12 protein-coding genes and 2 pseudogenes are annotated in these 21,652 nt (G+C 48.4%); 8 read left to right on the top strand and 6 right to left on the bottom strand.

Annotation, left to right across the window (positions count from 1 at the left end; translation table 11 throughout):
• Positions 1 to 83 precede the first annotated feature (83 nt).
• From bsdA to NSU05_RS02035, 6 genes are all read left to right on the top strand, one after another.
• On the top strand, positions 84 to 956 hold the full coding sequence (bsdA, locus tag NSU05_RS02060) for a transcriptional regulator BsdA (protein ID WP_003234533.1): 873 nt from the start codon (positions 84 to 86) through the stop codon (positions 954 to 956).
• 115 nt (positions 957 to 1,071) lie between these two features.
• The gene (gene tcyA / locus NSU05_RS02055) at positions 1,072 to 1,878 is read left to right on the top strand and encodes a cystine ABC transporter substrate-binding lipoprotein TcyA (RefSeq protein WP_038428350.1); all 807 of its coding nucleotides are present in this window, start codon (positions 1,072 to 1,074) and stop codon (positions 1,876 to 1,878) included.
• On the top strand, positions 1,865 to 2,569 hold the full coding sequence (gene tcyB / locus NSU05_RS02050) for a cystine ABC transporter permease TcyB (RefSeq protein WP_003234541.1): 705 nt from the start codon (positions 1,865 to 1,867) through the stop codon (positions 2,567 to 2,569). Before tcyA ends, tcyB begins: the two co-directional genes overlap by 14 nt.
• Before the next feature lie 13 nt (positions 2,570 to 2,582).
• Positions 2,583 to 3,326, top strand: coding sequence for a cystine ABC transporter ATP-binding protein TcyC (gene tcyC / locus NSU05_RS02045; RefSeq protein WP_003246629.1), 744 nt, complete (start codon positions 2,583 to 2,585; stop codon positions 3,324 to 3,326).
• A 320-nt stretch (positions 3,327 to 3,646) separates the two neighbouring features.
• Positions 3,647 to 4,294 (top strand): YitT family protein, encoded by a 648-nt coding sequence (locus NSU05_RS02040; RefSeq protein WP_014475783.1) that lies wholly within the window; start codon positions 3,647 to 3,649, stop codon positions 4,292 to 4,294.
• Positions 4,295 to 4,398: 104 nt separating this feature from the next.
• Positions 4,399 to 5,073 (top strand): 4'-phosphopantetheinyl transferase, encoded by a 675-nt coding sequence (locus NSU05_RS02035; RefSeq protein WP_032726545.1) that lies wholly within the window; start codon positions 4,399 to 4,401, stop codon positions 5,071 to 5,073.
• On the opposite strand, the gene NSU05_RS02030 is transcribed toward NSU05_RS02035, so the two are convergent.
• Positions 5,068 to 6,402: a PLP-dependent aminotransferase family protein gene (locus NSU05_RS02030; RefSeq protein WP_038428349.1), complete on the bottom strand. Its 1,335-nt coding sequence runs from the start codon at positions 6,400 to 6,402 to the stop codon at positions 5,068 to 5,070. The two genes, NSU05_RS02035 and NSU05_RS02030, sit on opposite strands and share 6 nt — an antisense overlap.
• A gap of 123 nt (positions 6,403 to 6,525) precedes the next feature.
• Between NSU05_RS02030 and NSU05_RS02025 the strand changes: the two genes are divergently transcribed.
• Entirely contained in the window at positions 6,526 to 7,464 is a 939-nt protein-coding gene (locus NSU05_RS02025; RefSeq protein ID WP_038428348.1) for a DMT family transporter, read from the top strand.
• A 53-nt stretch (positions 7,465 to 7,517) separates the two neighbouring features.
• A pseudogene (locus NSU05_RS02020) lies at positions 7,518 to 8,074 on the top strand (YcxB family protein).
• 14 nt (positions 8,075 to 8,088) lie between these two features.
• Here NSU05_RS02020 and NSU05_RS02015 read toward each other — a convergent pair.
• The 5 genes and pseudogenes from NSU05_RS02015 to comS all read right to left on the bottom strand — a co-directional run bounded on the left by NSU05_RS02015 (position 8,089) and on the right by comS (position 21,652).
• A complete protein-coding gene (locus tag NSU05_RS02015; RefSeq protein ID WP_038428347.1) occupies positions 8,089 to 9,315 on the bottom strand; it encodes an MFS transporter in 1,227 nt (408 codons plus the stop codon).
• A gap of 100 nt (positions 9,316 to 9,415) precedes the next feature.
• Positions 9,416 to 10,144 (bottom strand): surfactin biosynthesis thioesterase SrfAD, encoded by a 729-nt coding sequence (gene srfAD, locus NSU05_RS02010; RefSeq protein WP_003234568.1) that lies wholly within the window; start codon positions 10,142 to 10,144, stop codon positions 9,416 to 9,418.
• Between the two features lie 28 nt (positions 10,145 to 10,172).
• Positions 10,173 to 14,000, bottom strand: coding sequence for a surfactin non-ribosomal peptide synthetase SrfAC (srfAC, locus tag NSU05_RS02005; protein ID WP_038428346.1), 3,828 nt, complete (start codon positions 13,998 to 14,000; stop codon positions 10,173 to 10,175).
• Positions 14,001 to 14,036: 36 nt separating this feature from the next.
• Positions 14,037 to 21,566, bottom strand: a pseudogene (gene srfAB / locus NSU05_RS02000) (surfactin non-ribosomal peptide synthetase SrfAB); the annotation flags it as partial.
• Positions 21,512 to 21,652, bottom strand: coding sequence for a competence protein ComS (gene comS / locus NSU05_RS01995; protein ID WP_010886404.1), 141 nt, complete (start codon positions 21,650 to 21,652; stop codon positions 21,512 to 21,514). The pseudogene srfAB and the gene comS, both read right to left, overlap by 55 nt.

The raw sequence follows: 21,652 nt of genomic DNA, 5'->3' as shown, positions 1-21,652 counted from the left end.
CATACTCCTGATATATCCATATGAAAAATATCTATTAAATCTATATTTAATACCTAAAAAGTATGATAAGGAGGCGCTTTCTTTTGGATATTCGCCAGCTTCGATACTTCATTACCATTGCCCAAGAACAGAAAATTACGTCCGCAGCCAAAAAGCTTCACATGGCGCAGCCGCCTTTAAGCAGGCAGCTCAAACAGCTGGAGGACGAACTTGGTGTTGTCCTGTTTGACCGGAACAAGAAAAAACAAATGACTCTTACATATGAAGGAGCTGTTTTTCTAAAAAGAGCAAAAGAGATTCTGCATAGGTTTGAAGATGCAGTCATTGAGGTACAGGAGCTGAAGGAGGAAGTAGCCGGCACACTTGCCGTGGGATCAACGATTTATTGCGCGGCTCTGATGCTTGAAAAAGTAACACAGATCAAAGAGAGATACCCCCATCTCACCTTTAATATTTGGGAAAATGAACCCGCAACACTGTTGGAACTGCTGGAAAGCCGGCAAATCGATGCGGCGGTCACGACAACACTGATCAAAAGTGACACAGTACAATTCAAACAGCTTGATGACATTCCATGTGTGCTCGTGCTTTCAGATGAAGCCGGATATCCGTGCGGAGACACCATTAAGATGGAGGACATTCCTTCATTTCCGCTGATACTGCTGCGGCCTGTCAACGGAAAAGGCGTCTATAATCAGGTCATGAATGAATTTCATCGTTTGAACCTGGAGCCGCGCATTGTTTGTGAATGCCACGACTCTGCAACTTTGCTCAGCCTCGTGTCATCCGGATTCGGCGCGTCTATTTTGCCCGTCACAATGATTCCCGTTCATATGAGAAATCACGTTCACACCGTCCATATCGAAAATAATCCCTTCATTATGACACCGGCTGTCATGTGGAGAACGGACAGTTATTTGCCTAAACCGGCACAGCAATTTTTGGATTTATTTTAAAAGATTTTGCCTTATGAAAACCAATTACTTGACTCATACTAAAAAAAAGTTATCCTTTAGATTTGTAAGCTATTTTTTTATTTCAATAAAATCAACCAGAAAAGTGGGGAATAAGATGAAAAAAGCATTATTGGCTTTATTCATGGTCGTAAGTATTGCAGCCCTTGCAGCTTGCGGAGCAGGAAATGACAATCAGTCAAAAGATAATGCCAAAGATGGCGATCTTTGGGCTTCAATTAAGAAAAAAGGTGTGCTCACAGTCGGAACGGAAGGTACATATGAGCCGTTCACTTACCACGACAAAGACACTGATAAATTGACTGGCTATGATGTCGAAGTTATCACAGAAGTCGCAAAACGCCTCGGGCTTAAAGTCGACTTTAAGGAAACACAGTGGGACAGTATGTTTGCCGGCCTGAATTCCAAACGGTTTGACGTTGTTGCCAACCAAGTCGGAAAAACAGATCGTGAAGACAAATATGATTTCTCAGATAAATACACAACATCGAGAGCCGTTGTCGTAACGAAAAAAGACAACAACGATATTAAGTCTGAAGCAGATGTAAAAGGAAAAATGTCAGCTCAATCACTGACAAGCAACTACAACAAATTAGCTACAAATGCCGGCGCTAAAGTAGAAGGCGTTGAAGGCATGGCGCAGGCCCTTCAAATGATCCAGCAAGGCCGCGTCGATATGACATACAACGATAAGCTTGCCGTATTGAACTACTTAAAAACATCTGGCAATAAAAACGTGAAAATCGCGTTTGAAACAGGTGAGCCTCAGTCAACATATTTCACGTTCCGTAAAGGAAGCGGCGAGGTTGTTGATCAAGTCAACAAAGCATTAAAAGAAATGAAAGAGGACGGGACTCTTTCTAAAATTTCTAAAAAATGGTTCGGCGAAGATGTTTCTAAATAATCTGCCGGCATTGACGCTTGGCACGGCGATCCCGTGGGATCTGGTGCAGCAGTCATTCTGGCCGATACTTTCAGGGGGAATCTACTATACGATTCCCCTTACGATTCTTTCCTTTATATTCGGAATGATCCTGGCGCTGATTACGGCGCTTGCCAGAATGTCGAAAGTGAGACCTTTGAGATGGGTGTTCAGCGTATACGTATCCGCAATACGCGGCACTCCTCTTCTCGTTCAATTGTTCATCATTTTCTATCTGTTCCCGGCCTTTAACGTCACATTAGATCCATTTCCAAGCGCAGTTATCGCCTTTTCATTAAACGTCGGCGCCTATGCATCTGAAATCATCCGGGCATCTATTTTATCCGTGCCGAAAGGGCAATGGGAAGCCGGCTACACAATTGGCATGACACATCAAAAAACGCTGTTCCGCGTCATTTTGCCGCAGGCGTTTCGTGTGTCAATCCCGCCATTATCCAATACCTTTATCAGCCTGATTAAAGATACATCCCTCGCCTCTCAAATTCTGGTCGCTGAGCTGTTCAGAAAAGCCCAGGAAATCGGCGCGCGGAATCTTGATCAAATTTTAGTGATCTATATTGAAGCAGCCTTTATTTATTGGATTATCTGCTTCCTGCTCTCACTCGTCCAGCATGTCATCGAACGGCGTCTTGACCGCTACGTGGCCAAATAAGGAGGTTCCGAGTATGCTTACCGTTAAAGGATTAAACAAATCATTCGGTGAAAATGAAATTTTAAAAAAGATAGATATGAAGATTGAAAAAGGAAAAGTCATCGCCATACTTGGGCCTTCAGGTTCAGGGAAAACGACGCTGCTCCGCTGCCTGAACGCTCTGGAGATCCCGAATCGCGGAGAGCTTGCATTTGATGATTTCTCCATCGATTTCTCCAAAAAGGTGAAACAGGCGGATATCCTAAAGCTTCGCCGAAAATCCGGAATGGTGTTTCAGGCGTATCACCTGTTCCCGCACCGCACAGCCCTCGAAAATGTGATGGAGGGCCCTGTTCAGGTGCAAAAACGGAACAAAGAGGAAGTCAGAAAAGAAGCGATTCAGCTTCTTGATAAAGTCGGATTGAAGGACAAAATGGATTTATATCCGTTCCAGCTTTCCGGCGGACAGCAGCAGCGCGTCGGCATTGCCCGCGCACTGGCGATTCAGCCTGAGCTCATGCTGTTTGACGAACCGACCTCAGCGCTTGATCCCGAGCTTGTCGGAGAGGTGCTGAAGGTTATCAAGGACTTGGCCAATGAAGGCTGGACCATGGTCGTCGTGACCCACGAAATCAAGTTCGCGCAGGAAGTTGCGGATGAAGTCATCTTCATCGACGGCGGCGTTATCGTGGAGCAAGGACCGCCGGAGCAAATTTTCTCCGCACCAAAAGAAGAACGGACACAGCGGTTCTTGAACCGGATTTTGAACCCGCTGTAATAAGAAAAACAGGGCGCCCGCGCCCTGTTTCAGATTATTGACAAAATCCTAAAACGATATTCGTTTTAGGATTTTGTGATTTTCAGCGTGATTGAAAACCTTTGAAGTCTAGGAAGGGCGAGCATTGGAGCACAGCGAATGTTAAATTCGTGAGTACCGAAGCACAGGCCTGACAACGAATGCAAGGGTTTACCAACACGCTGAAACAGGGCGCCTGCGGCGGCCCTGTTTTTTTGTTGAGCCCCTTTCGCCTATTCCGCCCTTCTGTCAGATGTGCTACAATGACAATCGACTGATTTTTACGAAAGAAGGGACCTCACGTGAAGCAAGAACTTGTTCTGCGCTGGACATTTTATTTTGCCGGTTTGATCATTTTGGCTTTTGGTGTATCCCTGACGATAGAAGGAAAAGCACTCGGCATTAGTCCGTGGGATGCATTTCATTACAGCCTGTTTCAGCACTTCGGGCTTACCGTCGGCCAGTGGTCCATCATTATTGGAGCGCTCATCGTCGGATTCACGTCATTGTTTACGAGAGCTTGGCCGAAAATTGGGGCCCTCCTGAATATGGTGCTCATTGGTGTATTTATAGATTTTTTCAATTTCATTCTGCCTGCCCCCTCGACCTACACAGGCTCGATCATCGTCTTCTCTCTAGGCGTGGTGCTGATCGGTTACGGCGTCGGTGTTTATGTATCAGCAGGCCTTGGCGCGGGGCCGCGTGATTCACTGATGATGCTGATTACAGAAAAAACCGGCTGGAATGTGCAATGGGTGCGGAACGGCATGGAAATAACCATTTTGTTTGCGGCATGGGGCATGGGCGGGCCGATCGGTTTTGGCACCATTTTGACCGCCATCCTCACAGGACTTATTTTGCGCTTTTCATTGCCCCAGTCAATCCAGTTGCTGAATTATGCTGTGGCAAGGCGGACCGCCGCTGTGAAAGCATCTCCGCCTGTACACTAAAACAAAGCCGCCTTGGCTTTGTTTTTTTATTTTCTCCTCTATATGAGTCTTGTGGAAGTATGATAGGATGGTTTTGACAATCTTTTGCAGACGGAGGATCTAGAATGAAGATTTACGGAATTTATATGGACCGCCCGCTTTCACAAGAAGAAAATGAACGGTTCATGTCTTTCATATCACCTGAAAAACGGGAGAAATGCCGGAGATTTTATCATAAAGAAGATGCTCATCGCACCCTGCTGGGAGATGTGCTCGTTCGCTCAGTCATAAGCAGGCAGTATCAGTTGGACAAATCCGATATCCGCTTTAGCACACAGGAATACGGGAAGCCGTGCATCCCTGATCTTCCCGACGCTCATTTCAACATTTCTCACTCCGGCCGCTGGGTCATTGGTGCGTTTGATTCACAGCCGATCGGCATAGATATCGAAAAAACGAAACCGATCAGCCTTGAGATCGCCAAGCGCTTCTTTTCAAAAACAGAGTACAGCGACCTTTTAGCAAAAGACAAGGACGAGCAGACAGACTATTTTTATCATCTATGGTCAATGAAAGAAAGCTTTATCAAACAGGAAGGCAAAGGCTTATCGCTTCCGCTTGATTCTTTTTCAGTGCGCCTGCACCAGGACGGACAAGTATCCATTGAGCTTCCGGACAGCCATTCCCCATGCTATATCAAAACGTATGAGGTCGATCCCGGCTACAAAATGGCTGTATGCGCCGCACACCCTGATTTCCCCGAGGATATCACAATGGTCTCGTACGAAGAGCTTTTATAAATGGCTCATCAACAGCTTGACACCGTGCTCAATATCTTCCGTTTTCACATTGGAAATATTGATTTTTAATAGATTTTCTTTCGGATAATCTGATAAATAATGACGGTCTATCGCCTCAAGGAGAACCCCTTGTTTTTTCAGTCTATGAATCACTCTTGAGGCGGGCAGATCCTGAGGAAGCACTAGATGGGTGTGCATACAGGGTGCCTGCCCGCTGGAGAACGTAAAGCGTCCGCTTCCCAGCTGCCTGTGAGTTCGAATGGCTTGATGTAGCCTCAGCGACCGCTCTTTATAAGAATCTCTGATTTTCTCCTTATGCCTGCCGTACATACCGCTTTTCAGGTAAATCTCCAATGCCGCTTGAGAAATCATCGAACAGTCGATGTCGTTCAGCTTTTTGTACGCATAGAACGTGTCAGTCAGCGCTTCGGGCAAAACAGCCGCCCCCACGCGGAGGCCGGGGAACATCATTTTCGAGAAGCTTTTCAAATAGATGACATGTGAGGACAGATCATATGCGTACAGCGGATCTGCCTTTTTATTTTCCTCCAGATCACCGAGGTAATCATCCTCAACGAGGTAGACATCATACGCTTCTGCCAGTCTCACAAGCTCCTGTTTATCACGCTCTGACAAAGAGCAGCCAAGCGGGTTATGGAAGCGGGGCATCGTATAAAAAAATTTAATCGATTCTGTTTGAAATAACCGCTCAACCTCGGCTATATCAAGCCCTTCTTCCGTTCGTTTCACCCCGATGGCGGGAATCCCAAGCGTCTCAAGCTGTTCGACCATCAAATGGTAGCCCGGCTGTTCAATGGCGATCTTCTCTTTCCCATTTGGGAACGGCATGGCACAAAGCAAGGATAACGCCTGCTGGACACCTGATGTAATGAAAATATGCCGTTCATCCGCAAATACCTGTTGAGTGGCCAAGAGCTTTCGGAGTACGCGGATGAGTGATGGAAGCCCCTTTGGCGTCCCATAAATAAACAAATCGTTTTTGTATGTATCAATCGCTTTGTTGATGCAGTGCTGAAAATCAAGATACGGAAACACATCTGGGTCCGGCGCAGATGTGGCAAAGTCGATGGGGCCAGGCTGCCCGCTTTTTGATTTCCCTGCCTTTTTCACAATATAATAGCCGCTTTTTGGAACAGAATAGATAAGGTGGCGCTTTTCCAGCTCCTGCAGCGCGCGGATCACTGTGCTTTTGCTGACTTGGTAGCGGGCGGACAGCTGACGGATAGATGGAAGCCTGTCTCCTTCTTGATAGGCGGTGCTTTGCATCATCTCCTCTATCTTCGTTAATAGACTCATATATTTCTCCATGCCTTCTCCCCCTGTTTTGTACCGGTACAGTTCATTGTTTTTCTCATTGTACCGTTCTGACCGCGGCCATACAATAAAGGGAGCGACCGGCGCTGCAATTCAGGTAAAGGAGCCATTCCCATTATGGTTAAACATCAGCAAGCCCCCGCTTATATAGCGGCTATTTTATATTCGTTCATTATCGGTTTATCCTTTCTATTCGTAAAAATCGCACTGCAAACAGCAGAGCCGTTTGATATTTTGGCGCATCGGTTCACCATTGCGTTTGCTGCGGCCACTGTACCGATCTTATTCGGCTGGGTAAAGCTATCAATCCGCGTAAAGGACGTCATTGCCATTTTGCCGCTCGCCCTGCTGTATCCCGCGTTATTTTTCAGCTTTCAGGCATTTGGCCTTGTGTACTCGTCCTCCTCTGAAGCGGGAATTATTCAGGCAGCCATTCCGATTTTCACGATGGTCTTTGCCGCTTATGTTTTAAAGGAACGCCCAACGTGGACCCAAAAGGGGTTCACGGTTTTATCCGTTGCCGGCGTCATGTTTATTTTTGTGATGAAAGGCGTTGACGTGGAATCAGCCAGCTTAAAAGGGTCTTTGCTGATCCTATTGTCCGCTTTGTCTTCAGCGATGTACAATACTGCTGCCAGAAAAATGACGCAGCGGTTCAAGCTGACCGAGCTCACCTACATCATGTCAGCCATCGGCTTTGTCGTCTTCAACGCCATCGCCCTTGTGCGTCACGGAGCGGCGGGAACAGTCGGCACTTATTTTCTGCCGTTCCGGGAGCCCGGCTTCGTTCTCGCCATTGTGTATTTGGGCGTGCTGTCTTCACTTGTTACTTCGTTTCTGTCTAACTATACGCTGTCGCGAATTGAGGCGTTTAAAATGAGCGCTTTTAATCATGTATCTACCATTGTGACGATGATTGCAGGAGTTTTGATTCTCAACGAAAGCCTGGCCTGGTATCATCTTGCCGGGGCTGTTTGTATTATGATTGGCGTGGTGGGGAGCAATATCAATCTGGAGAAAAAAACAAAGCGCCTTGGTATGCCTGCAAAAAAATGAGAAATTATGCTAGACTGAAAGGAAAAACATGGTTAGAGGTGTAGGTTTACCGTATGATTCAATATGCTAGTGAAAGTATCAATCTTCCAGGAGAAATCGCTTTTAAGGATGTAAGAGAAATCTTTTTTTATCAAATCGCAAAAATATCATGCTTTTACTTTCTGTTGTTTTGCGCCATATTTGCTGCAGTTAACTTCATTAACGGATGGCCCCGTATCGTTTATGGCAGTGACGCGCTTAACTTGTTTATGAACAGTATGTTGATTATCGTGATGTCCGTTCTGTTTACACTGCTGCTTCTCCTTCTTCTATATGTGAAGTTTTCCAGAGCATACAAGAAGAACGAACGGATGAAATCTAAAAGAACATATACTCTGAACCAAGAAGGAATTCGTATATGTTCTAAAAAATATGACCTCATTTTCAATTGGGATGAAATCACAGCTGTTTTCGAATATAAGAATATCTTCCGCATCAATACATCCAGCAGCCAATATATTGCGATCCCAAAACATTTTTTCATTCCCAAGTGGAGATGAATAGATTCAAGAAGATTATCCTTAAAAATACCGGAACAAAAAAACTCAAATTTAAAAAGGATCAGCATTGACAGTGCTGATCCTTTTATATTGAATGGTGAGTTTCTTTTGCCTTCTGTTTATTGAAAAACGGCACCAGCTCTATTACAGCCGATAAACCCACAAACACAATGCACACAGCGACAATCAGCAAATAACCATGAGTCATGTCAAAAAACAAACCGCCCGCATACACGCTGAGAGCTCCGGCAACCTGATGGATAAAGAAATTGATGCCTAACAGCGATCCGATCAATCCTGTTTGATAGCTTTCCGAAATTGACGCCGCGGTCAGCGGGATCACGCCTGTGTAACTGAGCCCGAATAACAGGATAAACCCGAAGTACCAAAGGTCGCTGTGATGAATTCCGAGAATGGGAATGAGCAGGCAAATGAGGCTGAGCAGCCGAATGAAAAATAAGATGGATAGCATGACGCTTCTGCTGCCGAGGAGATCTGACAGCCAGCCCGCCAATAATCCGCCAATGATGATAAATGCCCCGAACGCGGCCATCATTCCGTTGACATGAGAGACATGCGCATCCTTCAGTATCGGGACGAGGTGAGCATCAATAATTCCCATTGTAAATCCGCAAGTAAACACGCCGAAGTACAGGATATGAATGAGGCGGGATTGCTTCATCACGTTCCAAAACCCTCGCCAATCATAAGATTTTTTCACAGTTTCCGCTTGCGCATGTGGCGGGTGCTTCATCCCAAAGACGAGGAGCGGCAGCAGAACAGCCGCCATGACGATTCCCAAAATGGTATAGGTGCTCTGCCAGCCGGCATGATACGGAGCCGCAGCCCAAATGGGCGAGAGAAGCAGCAGGCCCGCAGAGTTGGCATTGGTCAAAATAGCAAGCGCCAGACCTTTGTGTGTGTCAAACCAACAGCTGATGAAATACTGGGTCGTCACGCCGACCGCGCAGGAATACCCGATTCCGCCAAGCACACCGTAAATGGCGGAAAACACATGAACATTCGGTGAATAAGGAAGCACCAAAAAGCTTGCGCTGATGCAAACAGCTCCCAGCGCCATAATTTTTCTGACACTGAAACGGTCGATAAAAAAACCGACAAAAAACTGGACGATGCCGGTTGTGATCATAAAAATGCTGACAGAAACCGAAATCAGCGACCTGTCGGCATGGAAGGCGTCTGCCATTGGCAGCATAAAAAATTGAAAGGAATTTCTGAATGAGTTCATTCCGATGGCGAAAACAAACGTAAACAGCAATACAAACCATTTCATCCTGGGAGACGTGCGCATGTTTCGACCTGCCTTTATTTGAGTATTTCGACTATTATACCATGCAGAAATTGGCATTCAACACAAAAAAAGCGGAACAGCCGAAGCTGTCCGCTTTTGATCACGGTTGAATGATCGGATGCTGATTCAAGATCGCAAAAATCCGTTCTGCGACTTCTTCCGTTTGTGACAGCAGGAACATGTGCCCGCCGTCAAATTGATGGAATGTGATGTCTTTTGCCCACTTCTTCCACCCTTCCGCATCTCGTATGCACTTTTTATCATCAAGCCCGTTAAAGACATGAACAGGCGACTGGATCTGGGCCAGATCGTAAAGCTCAAATTGTTCAAGAGCCCGGTAATCTGATCGGAAAGAAGGCAGGAAAAAGGACATGACCTCCTTATTTTCAACAAGCTCTGCGGGCATTCCGCCTAATTGGATAATATGATCGAGAAACTGATCATCAGGCAGGTGGGACACTTTCTTCCGCTGAATATGAGGCGGCTGGATTGCAGAAATGATAACCGCCTGCGGAAAGATGCCTTCACGCTCAAGCTTTTGTGCCAGCCTGAAGGTGATCATTCCGCCCATACTGTGTCCGAACAGCACAAACGGCCGATCAGGGCGAAGGTTCAGTTCTTGCTTGTACAAATCCGTCAGCTCTTCGAGATCCTCAATGGCTGACGTTTGATTCGTGCCGTGTCCCGGCGGCTCGGCAGCGAGCATCTCGCACTCCCCCTGCAAAAAAGCATGGAGAGGGCGAAACGACGCCGAATAGCCGCCGGCAAACGGAAAACAGATGAGCTGTGTTTTTTCCGACGCATCAAATGATTTGAAGAGTTGGCTCATTGGCTGTCTCCTCCTTTCATCACTTCATTTATGAAACCGTTACGGTTTGTGTATTAAGAAATTCGAGCAAAATCCCGGCATTCCTATCTAGCGTTTCGCCCTGCAGCATTTCTGCGTGTGTTCCGAAGCCTCTTTTCATACGGTAAGCACCTGTTGTAGCTTCTTCCCATGATGCAAGCCATTCCGGCATGTCAAAATCAGCGCCGGAAGTCAGCAGATCAATATCTGCTTTCACCTGGCCTGTGCTGATCAGATTGACGTAGTATGAGTAAAAGGCATGTGTTTTTTGCTTGAGGCCTTGTTTGACGGCTTCGCTGTTGAGCGCTTCATTGTCCCGATTGACATTCATCAACGCTTCGACATCACTTTCAACCGTGCGTCCGTCCAGATCACTGACACCTTGTTTTTTATAGGAATCGACCATGATGATCCGCTGAACAATACGGCCTTGTTCCTCAAGCTTTTTCGCAGCTTCAAACGCCAGGCTGCATCCCGCTGAATACCCAAACAATGTTAAAGGCCCTTCCGGCTGCAGCTTCTGGATCAAATCCGCATAGCGGTCAAGCCGGTCTTCCTCCTCAATAAAATCAAAGGCGCACAGCTTGTATGACGGCAAGCGGCTGGACAGATTTTGGTACATAAGGCCATAGCCCAAGACCGGCGGGAATGCGAAAATGATCTGCTCCTGATCCTGATTCATTATCGTTACATCCTGCAAGCCATCAGGGCCCCCGTTTTTCACATACGCTGAAATACCGGCGATCGTCGGCGCTTCAAACAAAAGCTTTACTGGAAGATCAATCCCGAGCTCTTTCTTGATGCGGGAAGCGGCGGTCATTGCCTTCAAGGAATGCCCTCCGAGCGCAAAGAAATCGTCATGAATGCCAATTTGCTTTCTGCCGAGAACCTCAGACCAGATTTGTGCGATTGTTTCTTCCATCTCGTTCCGCGGTCCGATCCATTCTTCCGCCAGCTGATCCTGATCAGGTTTTGGGAGCAGCCGTTTATTGACTTTCCCGTTCGTCGTTAAAGGAAGCTCATCCAAGAAGGTAAAGGTTTGCGGCACCATGTAAGCAGGAAGCTGTTTTTTCAGGTGCGCCTTCACGTCCTCAGCTGAAAGCTGCGTCCGGTTCACGAGGTAGGCATTGATTGATGCATCGCCAGACTCATGGCGGTCCGCCACAACGACCGCATCTTTCACACCTGGGTATTCCTGCAGCTGCTTTTCGATTTCTTCAAGCTCAATCCGGTGTCCGCGTATTTTGACCTGGTCGTCAATACGGCCGGCGTATTCAATCGTTCCATCCGGCAGCCAGCGCGCTAAATCCCCTGTGCGGTAAAGCGTTTCTCCCGGCTTGAACGGGTTCTTGATAAACTTTTCCTTCGTGAGGTCAGCACGATTTACATATCCTTTTGACACGCCCATTCCGCTGATGCACAGTTCACCGACCGCCCCGAATGGCTGGAGCTGGCTTTGCTCGTTCAGAATATAAACACTGGCATTGCTGATCGGCTTTCCGATCGGCAATGAGGAGATGGAATCCGGTATATCATGCACGACGTGAGCAGTCGCAAACACTGTTCCCTCAGTCGGCCCGTAGCAGTTAATCAGCTTGCCCGGCCCCATGACCCGCAGCGCTTTTCTGACATGAGGCACTGAGGCGCGCTCTCCGCCGAATAATATACAGCGTAGTCCCTTCATCCAATCCTCTCCCGCATCCGTGAGAAGATTAAATAGTGCGGTTGTCGCAAACATGACATTGACATTCTCTTGCAGGATCAGATCTGTGAGCCGTTCTGTATCAAGCAGCGTATGTTCATCTGCGATAATGAGCCGTGCCGCATTCAGCATAGAAGCATAGAAATCAAAGGTAAATGCGTCAAAGGCGTAATTGGAAACAGATAAGAATGTATCTTTCTCAGAGAATGCCATGTAGTCTACATGCTTGACCAATCCTTGAATATTGGCATGAGTGGTGATATTGCCCTTTGGCTTTCCGGTTGTGCCGGACGTGTACATGATATATGCCGGATCATTAGGATCAATCGCATTTGCAGGATCGCTTGCCTGTTCTTCAAACCGTGTTTGATCATCGATGAAGAGCGTTGTGCCTGTATACGGCAGCTCAGCCGCTTGTTCTTTCATCTCCTGATGCGTCAGAAGACAGGCTGCCGCACTGTCAGCCAGCATATACGAGATTCGGTCCTCTGGCAGCTTCGGATCAACCGGCAGATAGGCTGCTCCCGCCTTTAATACACCGAGAATGCCAATCACCAGTTCAAGTGAGCGCTTCGTGTACAGCGCTACAACAGAGCCTTTGCCCGCACCTTGTTTTTGCAGCCGGCGTGCAAGGCGGTTCGCTTCCTCATCTAATTCGCGATAAGACAGGGTCTGGCCGGAATACGTAAGCGCCGGCGCATCCGGATTGACGTTCACTGCTTCCTTGAACCAATCCGTCAGAGGCTTTGTTTCATGAGCTTGAGCCGGCGGGTTTAAGCCGGTTAGCAAAAATTCTCTCTCCCTGTCGTCAACGAGGTTGATCGTGCTGACAGGCTGATCCGGATTCTGGATGAGCTGCTGAATTGCTGTGAGAAGCTGAGATTTCAAGCGCAGGATAAACGCCTCATCAAACACATTCTCATTATAGGCAAGCTTAATCAGCATCTCATCTCCCGGGGAAGCCATCAGGTTGAGATCATAATTCGACTTCTCAAAAACATGAACATCCACCATATCAAAGCCGTTTTCACTGCTTTCTTCATTTTTCGCATCCTGAAGCGGATAGTTCTCAAAAACAATGATGTGGTCAATCAGTTTCGGCTGATCGGCCTGGCTTTGGATGTCATAAAGCGGCACATATTGGTGCGGCTCAGACTGCAGCGATTGCTCCTGCAGCTGCTTGAGCAAGCCGTTAAATGTGATACCCTCAGACAGCTTCACACGTCTCGGGACAACGTTGATAAACAGCCCGACCATATGTTCAACGCCTTTGATTTCCGCGGGACGCCCTGAAACAACTGTACCGAAGGCCAAATCGCCAGACTGCTGATAGCGGCTGATCAATACGCTCCAGACTGCCTGCAGCGCCGTACTTAAAGTGGTATGCTGCGATTTTGCAAGCTCAGTAAAAGCCTTTGTTTCCGCCTCCGGCAGTGAAAAGAGCAGCTCTTTCGGCTCATAGCCGTCCTTCTGTTTCTTCCTTTGCTCCGCAAACGTCGTTTGTCCTTCAAAGTCCTCCAAGTACTCGCGCCAGTAGCGGAGCGATGCTTGTTTATCCTGCTTTTCAAGCCACTTGATGTAGTCTTTATACGGTTTGACGGGCGGCAGGCTGTACGGCTTTTGTTCGCGCAGAGCATTGTATACCTTAAATAGATCCTGTACGACGATGCCGAAGCACCATCCGTCCAAAATAATGTGGTGGTAGCTCCACACCCATTCAAAGCTTTCTTCAGCTTTCTTGAAAATGGCTGCCCGCATCGGAATATCCCGCGTCAAATCAAAACCCCTGATCTTATCCTGTTCTTTGTACTCATTGATTTTGGCTGTTTGCTCGCTGCCCGTTAAGTGTGTCAGATCGATTTCTTCTATTTGGAACTGCCGTTTTTTCAATACGACTTGGACAGGTCTTTTTACTTTTTCGTGAATGAACACGGTACGAAATACATCGTACCGGTCCATGATCACATTCATGCTTTCTTCAAGACATTTGATATTCAAGCTGCCTTTTACTTTCATCGTGATTTGTTCAAGGTAAAAGCTTTGGCCGGGATTCAGGATGGCATGAAAAAGCATCCCTTCCTGCATCGGCGATAGGTAATACATATCTTGAACCTGATCCTTGCTAAATTGACTCATATGTTTCGCTCCCGCCTTCTGTAATTCCCTTGCGTTTTATTTTAAATTCTCCTCAAGCATGTCAAAGATATCTCCCATCTCGTCCATTTCAAGGTCTTCGGCGCTAAAGTCGCTTGGTGTGAATTCCTTGTCTTCTTTTTCCGTGCAATGGCGGATTAGCATCAGGAGGTTTTCTTTAAACCGTTCCATTTGCTCCTCGACTGTAGCTCTTTCAAACTCCTTCTCATTGTAGGAGCAGGAAAGCACAAACCGGCCGTTTCTGATCATGCCGCTGAAGCTTAAAGCGTACAGCGCCTCTGATTCTCCGCTTACTTGGCGCCCCATATCGAAAGCGGACGGTTCAAAGAAATCGGTTTTGACTTCACTGTCGAATTGGCCCAAATAGTTGAAGCTGATCTCCGGTGTGAAGCCCTTTGTTTCCGCTGTTTCTGTGAAATAACGAAGAATGCCGTAGCCAACACCTTTGTCCGGAATGCGGCGCAGGTTTTCTTTGACTGTTTTGATCACAGCCGAGGCATCTGCGTCAGATATGTCGAGCACAACAGGGTATTGTGCCGTAAACCAGCCGACCGTTCTGGAGATATTCACATTCGGGATAATGTCCTCCCGGCCGTGTCCCTCAAGGTTAATGCCAATTTTGGCCCCCTTTGTCCATTCTTTCATTGTCAAACCGAGCGCGCTGAGAAGAATATCGTTGATTTCAGTTCCATATGGCTGATGAACATCTGTTAAAAGATGCTTAGTGTCTTCTTCCGTTAATTCACATAGGACAGATGATGTATCCTTGACGATCCGCTGCTCTGTTTTACAATCCTTCGGTAAAGGAGAAACCTGTTCAGCGGCAATTTGCGACCAGTATTCAGCCTGCTGTAAAAGATGCGCTGATTGGCTGAATGCCGCCAGTTCTTCCGCCCAGTCCTTGAAGGAGTTTGTTTTTTGCGGGAAGACAAGGCTCTCTTCTTTCTCAGCCTGCATGTAGCCTGAAGCAAAATCTTCAAGCAAAATCCGCCATGACACACCGTCGACCACCAGATGGTGTACAGCAATGAGCAGGTGATCCCCGGCTTCTGTGCGATATTGCTCCGCCTTTAGAAGCGGCCCGTTTTGCAGATCGAGACTGCTCTGCAGCTTGTTCGCGAGAATTTTAATCTGGCTTCTCAGCATCTCTTCATCGGAGCCGTACAGATCCACGATTTCGAAGCTGACCTTGCTCTCACTGATCGGTTGATACGCCTGAACGATGTCCCCGTTTTCCTCACGATAGACCATGCGGAGCGCGTCATGATGCTCGATCAGCGCCTGCAATGTTTTCTCCACCCGTTCAGGGTCAAAGCCCTTCGCGGCGTGAAGCATCACCGATTGGTTCCAGTGGTGCTTGTTCGTGAAGTTCTTTTCAAAGAACCAGCGCTGGATCGGCGTCAGGATGACTTCGCCCTCTACCGGGCCTTGGTCTGCCTGTTTGCCTTCGGCACGCTCTACGTACTGGGTGAGCTCTTCGATCGTCGGGTGCTGGAAGAGATCTTTCATTTCCAGCTTCCAGCCGTGCTGGTTCAAGCGGCTCGCCATTTGAATTCCTTTGATGGAATCTCCGCCAAGCGAGAAGAAATTGTCGGTGACACCGACTTCAGACATTCCAAGCACGTCCTGCCAGATGCCGGCAAGCAGCTCTTCCATGTCGGTCGTAGGCGCTTTGTATTCTCCGCTTCCCGCTTCGATGTCCGGCTCAGGCAAGGCTTTACGGTCCACTTTGCCGTTTGCCGTAACCGGAAGCTCGTCCAGCGTCACCCAGAACGCCGGGATCATGTAATCCGGCAGGGTTTCCTTTAGTGCTGATTTCAGTGCTTCTATGTCAGCTGTTTCCGGTGTGACATACGCCGCGATCGCTGTGTTGCCTCCTTTATCTTTGACAGCTGTCACCGCCGCATCCTGCACCTCAGAAAGCTGTGCGAGCTGGACTTCAATTTCTGAGAGCTCGATCCGGTAGCCGCGGACCTTGACCTGCTGGTCGATCCGGCCGATGTATTCGATGCCGCCGCCCGTCCATTTCACCAAATCGCCGGTGCGGTACATGCGCTCACCCGGCACAAACGGATCAGCGACAAACCGCTTCGCGGTTTCGTCTTCTCGATTCAGATAGCCGCGTGCCAGTCCGCGCCCCGCCACGCAAAGCTCTCCGGCTACGCCTTCCGGCTGCACCTGATTGCCCTCGCCGAGAATGTATACTCTCGTATTGGCAATGGCCCTTCCGATGGAAAGCGAGCCTTCCTCCGGATGGATTTCTGCGCTTGTGGCAACGACCGTATTCTCTGTCGGCCCGTAGTTGTTGACGAGTGTGTACGGCTTTTTCACTGCGCGCTTCAGCTTGTCTCCTCCAGTAAGCAATACGCGAAGTGATGTGTTCTCAAGCTCCATGAACTGTTCCGCAAGCTGTGTCGGCAGGAACGTGATCGTTATGCCGTTCGTTTCAAAATAATCGTTCAGGCGGACGATATCGAGGCGGATCGCTTCATCAATGACGTGAAGCTCGGCACCGATCGTCCAGGTCGGGAACATCTCCCAAATGGAAGCGTCGAACCCAAAGCCCGCGTACTTCGCACTGCGGTCCTCCGCTGTCATGCTGAACGCGTCATGGTGCCAGAAGCACAGGTTCACAAGCGCATGGTGCTCGACCATGACACCCTTCGGCTGTCCGGTCGTTCCAGACGTGTAAATCATGTACGCCAAGTTCTCCGCGGTTACAGCGGTTTCTGGATTTCCCTCGTCGTTTTCATCAAGCGGCAGGCTTAGAATCGTGCGGCTTCCGTCGAGAAGAATGACATCTCCCGTAAAGCTGTCCGGCACTGAAATGCCTTCCTGTTTCAAGAGAAGCTTCGCGCCGCTGTCCTGTAAAATATACTCAATCCGCTGATCCGGGTAGTCAGGATCAATCGGCACAAACGCCGCTCCGGCTTTCAAGACGCCGAGCACCGCGGCGGACATTTCAAGCGACGGCTTCGTGAGAATGCCGACGCGGTCATCCGGACTGATGCCGCAGTCCATCAGAATCCGCGCGAGACGATTCGCCTTCGCATTCAGCTCGCCGTACGTCCAAGACTGGCCGTTGTATGTGACAGCCGGGCGGTCTTTGTGGCGCTGGACAGTCTCTTCGAATAGCTGATGAACCGTTTTGTCTGTCGGCACAGGCAGCGCTTTACCCTTCCATGCCTCAAGAAGCGCTTGCTTTTCTGTCTCGGTGACCAGTGACAGGCTGGAAAGCGGCTGGTTCGGGTTATCCGCAACAGCCTTTAGTAGCCGCAGAACGTATTCGCTCCATTTTTCAGCTGTTTCTTTTGCGAACAGATCTGTCGCATATTCGAGCTGCAAGCCAATGCCATTTTCATCAGTAAATCCGCCCAGTGTCAGATCAAACTTAGAGGTTCCCTGATGAGCCTCATAAGGTGAAATGCTCAGATTTTGCAATGTAAGCTGTTCTTTATCAGGGTTTTCTGTCGTCACCATCACATTAAACAATGGGTTTCGGCTCATATCCCGAGGGAGATCAAGCTGATTAACCAGATCTTCAAACGGATACTCCTGATGCTCAAGCGCTGACAAGTTCGTCTGCTTTGCTTGCTCCAAAAGCTCCGCAAATGTTTGCTGTTCTTTCGCTTCCATTCTCAGAGCAAGTGTATTGACGAACATTCCCGGCATGTCCTGAACATCAGCATTCGTCCGGCCGGCAGTAACGGAGCCGATGACGATATCCCGCTGTCCGGAAATTTTGCTTAAAAAGACGTGGAAAACAGCATGGAGCACCATGTGCAAGGTCGTTCCGGTTTCGGCAAGCAGTTTTTCTACCGCCTTTGCCGTCTCACTTCCCGTACGGAAACGGATCGTATCTCCTTTAAAGCTTTGCACAGGCGGACGGGCATAATCAAGCGGGAGATCAAGCTCAGGCAGCTCGCCTGAAAGAACTGACATCCAGTACGCCTCATGCTCCTTCATCCGTTCTTTTTGCTCAGCTTCATGTTGCCAAACGGCGAAATCTTTATAATGAAGCGCCGGCTCCGGAAGCTGCTCTCCTTTGTAAAGCAGCGCCAATTCTTTTACAAAAATGCCTCTTGAGACGCCGTCTGCGATGATATGATGCATATCTAAAAGCAGCAAATGTTTTTTCGCTTCTATTCGAAGCAAAGCTGCGCGAATGAGCGGTGCGTCGTTTAAGTCGAATGGCCGGATAAATTCCTTAATCTTTTGGTCCGCTTCGTCTTCTTTGGCTTCAAACACATGAAGATCAACCTCCGCCTTCTCAATGATGCGCTGAACAGGCTCACCATTAGCTTCCATAAATGACGTCCGCAATGATTCGTGACGGTTCACAAGCTGATTGAGTGAATCGCGCAGGCACGAAATATCAAGCTCTCCTTCCATTAGAAGAACAGATGGCATGTTGTAGCTTATCGTCTGGCGGTCAAGCTGATTGAGCACGTACATCCGTTTCTGTGCGGATGACAATGGATACATATCCTGCTTGTCAGCCGGTTTGAGGACTTGATGGCCGCCTGAAACGGCAGACGCCTCCATATAAGCCGCCAGCTGGCGAACTGTCGGCTGCTCGAACAGTGCTTTAAGCGGTACGCTTTTCTCCAATTCCGCCTGAATGTTGGCAATCAGCATCATCCCTTTTAATGAATGGCCGCCTAAATCGAAAAAATTGTCGTCAATGCCGATGGCTTCTATGCCAAGCGTTTTCTGCCAAATGCGGCATAAGCTTTCTTCAAGCGCTGTCTCCGGTGCGGCCAAGGCCTTGCCTCCGGATTGTGCCGCGTTCGGCTTCGGCAAAGCGTTTCTGTCGGTTTTTCCGTTTGCCGTCAGCGGAATCGCGTCAACCTGCACAAAGAAAGCAGGAATCATATGAGACGGCAGTGTTAGGGAAAGCTGGTACCGGAGCTCTGCTTTTTCAATAGCTTGATCCGACGTATAATACGCGCAAAGCTCTTGAAGACCGCCCTCGGAAACCGCTAATACAACCGCTTCTTGAATTCCGCTGAGGCTGAGCATGACCGTTTCAATTTCTTTCGGCTCAATGCGGTAGCCGCGGATTTTCACCTGATCATCAGCCCGGCCGATAAATGCAAGCGTACCGTCAGAAAGTCTTCGTACGACATCTCCGGTTTTGTACATGAGGCTTCCCGGCGAATATGGATTTTCTACAAATCTCTCGGCTGTCAGCTGAGGCCTGTTGAGATACCCTCTCGCAAGCCCCTGTCCCGTGATATAGAGCTGTCCGCTCGCTCCCGGCGGCACAAGCTTCAATGCTTCATTTAAGACAAGCGCGCCGGCATTCGCAATCGGCCGTCCGATTGTCGGGCGTTTCGCAAATGCATCCGGTTCAGACAGATCAACCCGCCCGGCGATGGCGCCGATCGTTGCTTCTGTCGGGCCGTAGTGATTGATAAATTCGGTATGTCCATACATCTTACGGAAGGCGAGAACATCAGTCGGGATGATTTTTTCTCCTCCCAAGACGATCAAGCGCAAGGATTCAAAGTTCGCATCTTTTGCAAAACTGGCGGTGTTCACTATTGTATGGAAGAGAGACGGTGTCAGTTTGATATAAGTGATCCCATGCTCCTTGATATAGTGCGCTATTTCATCCGGCGCCGTATAGGTTTCCTTCTGGACGATATGGAGCTCGCCCCCGCCCAGAAGTACAGGGAACATGCTCGTATAGCCAAGGTCAAATGCGTAAGATGAAAGCAATACAGTCTTATCATTTTCCGTCAGGCTCGCCTCTTCACTAAACCAAGAGACATAGTTTGTCAGATTGCGATGCTCAATCTGCACGCCCTTTGGCTTTCCGGTCGTACCGGACGTATAAATGACGTATGCAAGATTGCGAGACCCGGAAATGGATGATGGGCGCTCCTTGCTTTCATTTCTCCATTTACCGTCATCAAGGCTGACGATTGTCCCTTCATATTGCCCAATAGCCGTCATGTTTCTTTCATTCACGACCGCAAATTTTGCTCCGCTGTCCTCTAATGAATAACGGATTCGTTCTTCGGGTGTATCAGGATCAATCGGAAGGAAAGCTGCCCCCGCCTTCATGACACCGAGAATGGATACCATGACTTCAGCTGACCGGTCCATAACAATCGCGACAATGTCTTCATTTCCGGCCCCTTGGGCACAAAGATGATGCGCTAGCTGGTTCGCCTGTTCATCAAGCTCGCGATAGGTCAGCAGATTTCCGCCAGCCTTCACCGCAGGATGGTCAGGTGTTTGCTGGGCCTGTTTTTCAAAAAGAGCGGCAAAGGTTGCTTCGGTAATTTGAGTCATATGTCTTTCTTCTAGCAAAGCAGCCGTTTCTGCAGATGAAAGCAGATCTACATCAGACAGCCGAACGTTTGGATTAGCCGCGGCCGCTTTGATGATATTGACAAAGTGGCGGCTCCAGCGGCGGATCGTCTCGTCCTTAAACAAGGCAGTCGCATAGTCAAAGCTTAGGCCGATATCCTCTTCACGCTCGACCGCTTCCAAGGAAAGATCAAATTTCGCAACATGATGAAGCATGGAATACGAGGAAATCTTCAAATCTCCTAATCTTAATGAAGGAATCTCCATATTCTGCATGTTGAACATCACGCTGAACAGCGGACTTCTGCTTGTATCCCTTGTAAGCGGAAGCTTTTCAATCAACTCCTCAAGCGGGTAGCTCTGGTGCTCGAATGCTTGAAGGCTAGCTGTTTTGACCTCTTCAAGAAATTGCGCGAAGGTTTTATCTCCCGCTGGTGCCGTTCTGAGTGCCACCGTGTTGACAAACATACCCGGCACACCTTGCAGATCAGGATGTGTTCTGCCAGCTGTCGGCGAGCCAACAATGATATCATCCTGTGACGCGTACTTGGAAAGGAGTACATTGAACGCCGCCAGCAAAAACATGTACATCGTCGTATCTGTTTCTGCCATGAGCGATTTGATTTGAGCCGTGATTTGCTTATCAAGCCCAAACATCACGCGCTCTCCCGCAAAGCTCCGTTCAGCTGGCCGCTCGAAATCCGCGGGAAGATCCAGTATTGGCAGTTCGCCTTTAAAGACATCGAGCCAGTATTCCTCATCTTTTTGATAATTAGTTTGTTCTTTGTGCCAAACTGCGTAATCTTTATAGTGAATTTGTAGCAGTTCCAGATCAGCGCCTTGATATATTTTGGCAAGATCACCGATTAGAATGCCTGTTGAACTGCCGTCAGTAATAATATGATGCATATCAATGAGCAGCAGGTGGCGTTTTTCTTCCAGCTGGACAAGCTTCGAACGGACGAGCGGCGCGCAGTTTAATTCAAACGGCTGAACAAATGCTTTGATTATCTCTTCCGCGTCTTCTTCCCGTCCCTTGGCAGCCTCCAGCTGGAACGATATGTTTTTATGAACGGTTTGCACAACCTCTCCGTCGATCATGTCAAACGATGTACGGAGGATTTCGTGCCGGTTGATTAATTGCTGAATCGCGTTTTCAAGCCGGTCTTTATCTACTTCTCCCTCCAGCAGAAGTACAGCGGGGACGTTGTAGCTTGTGTTTGCTTGTCCAAGCTGATTGAGGATATACATTCTCCGCTGGGCCGGGGATACAGGATAATGCTGCTGATAAGATGCTTGCCTGATCGGTTCAA

Origin of the sequence: Bacillus sp. EU52 (assembly GCF_037964975.1) — a bacterium.
Taxonomy (GTDB): domain Bacteria; phylum Bacillota; class Bacilli; order Bacillales; family Bacillaceae; genus Bacillus; species Bacillus subtilis.
This window is presented reverse-complemented; position numbering and strand designations above follow the sequence as displayed.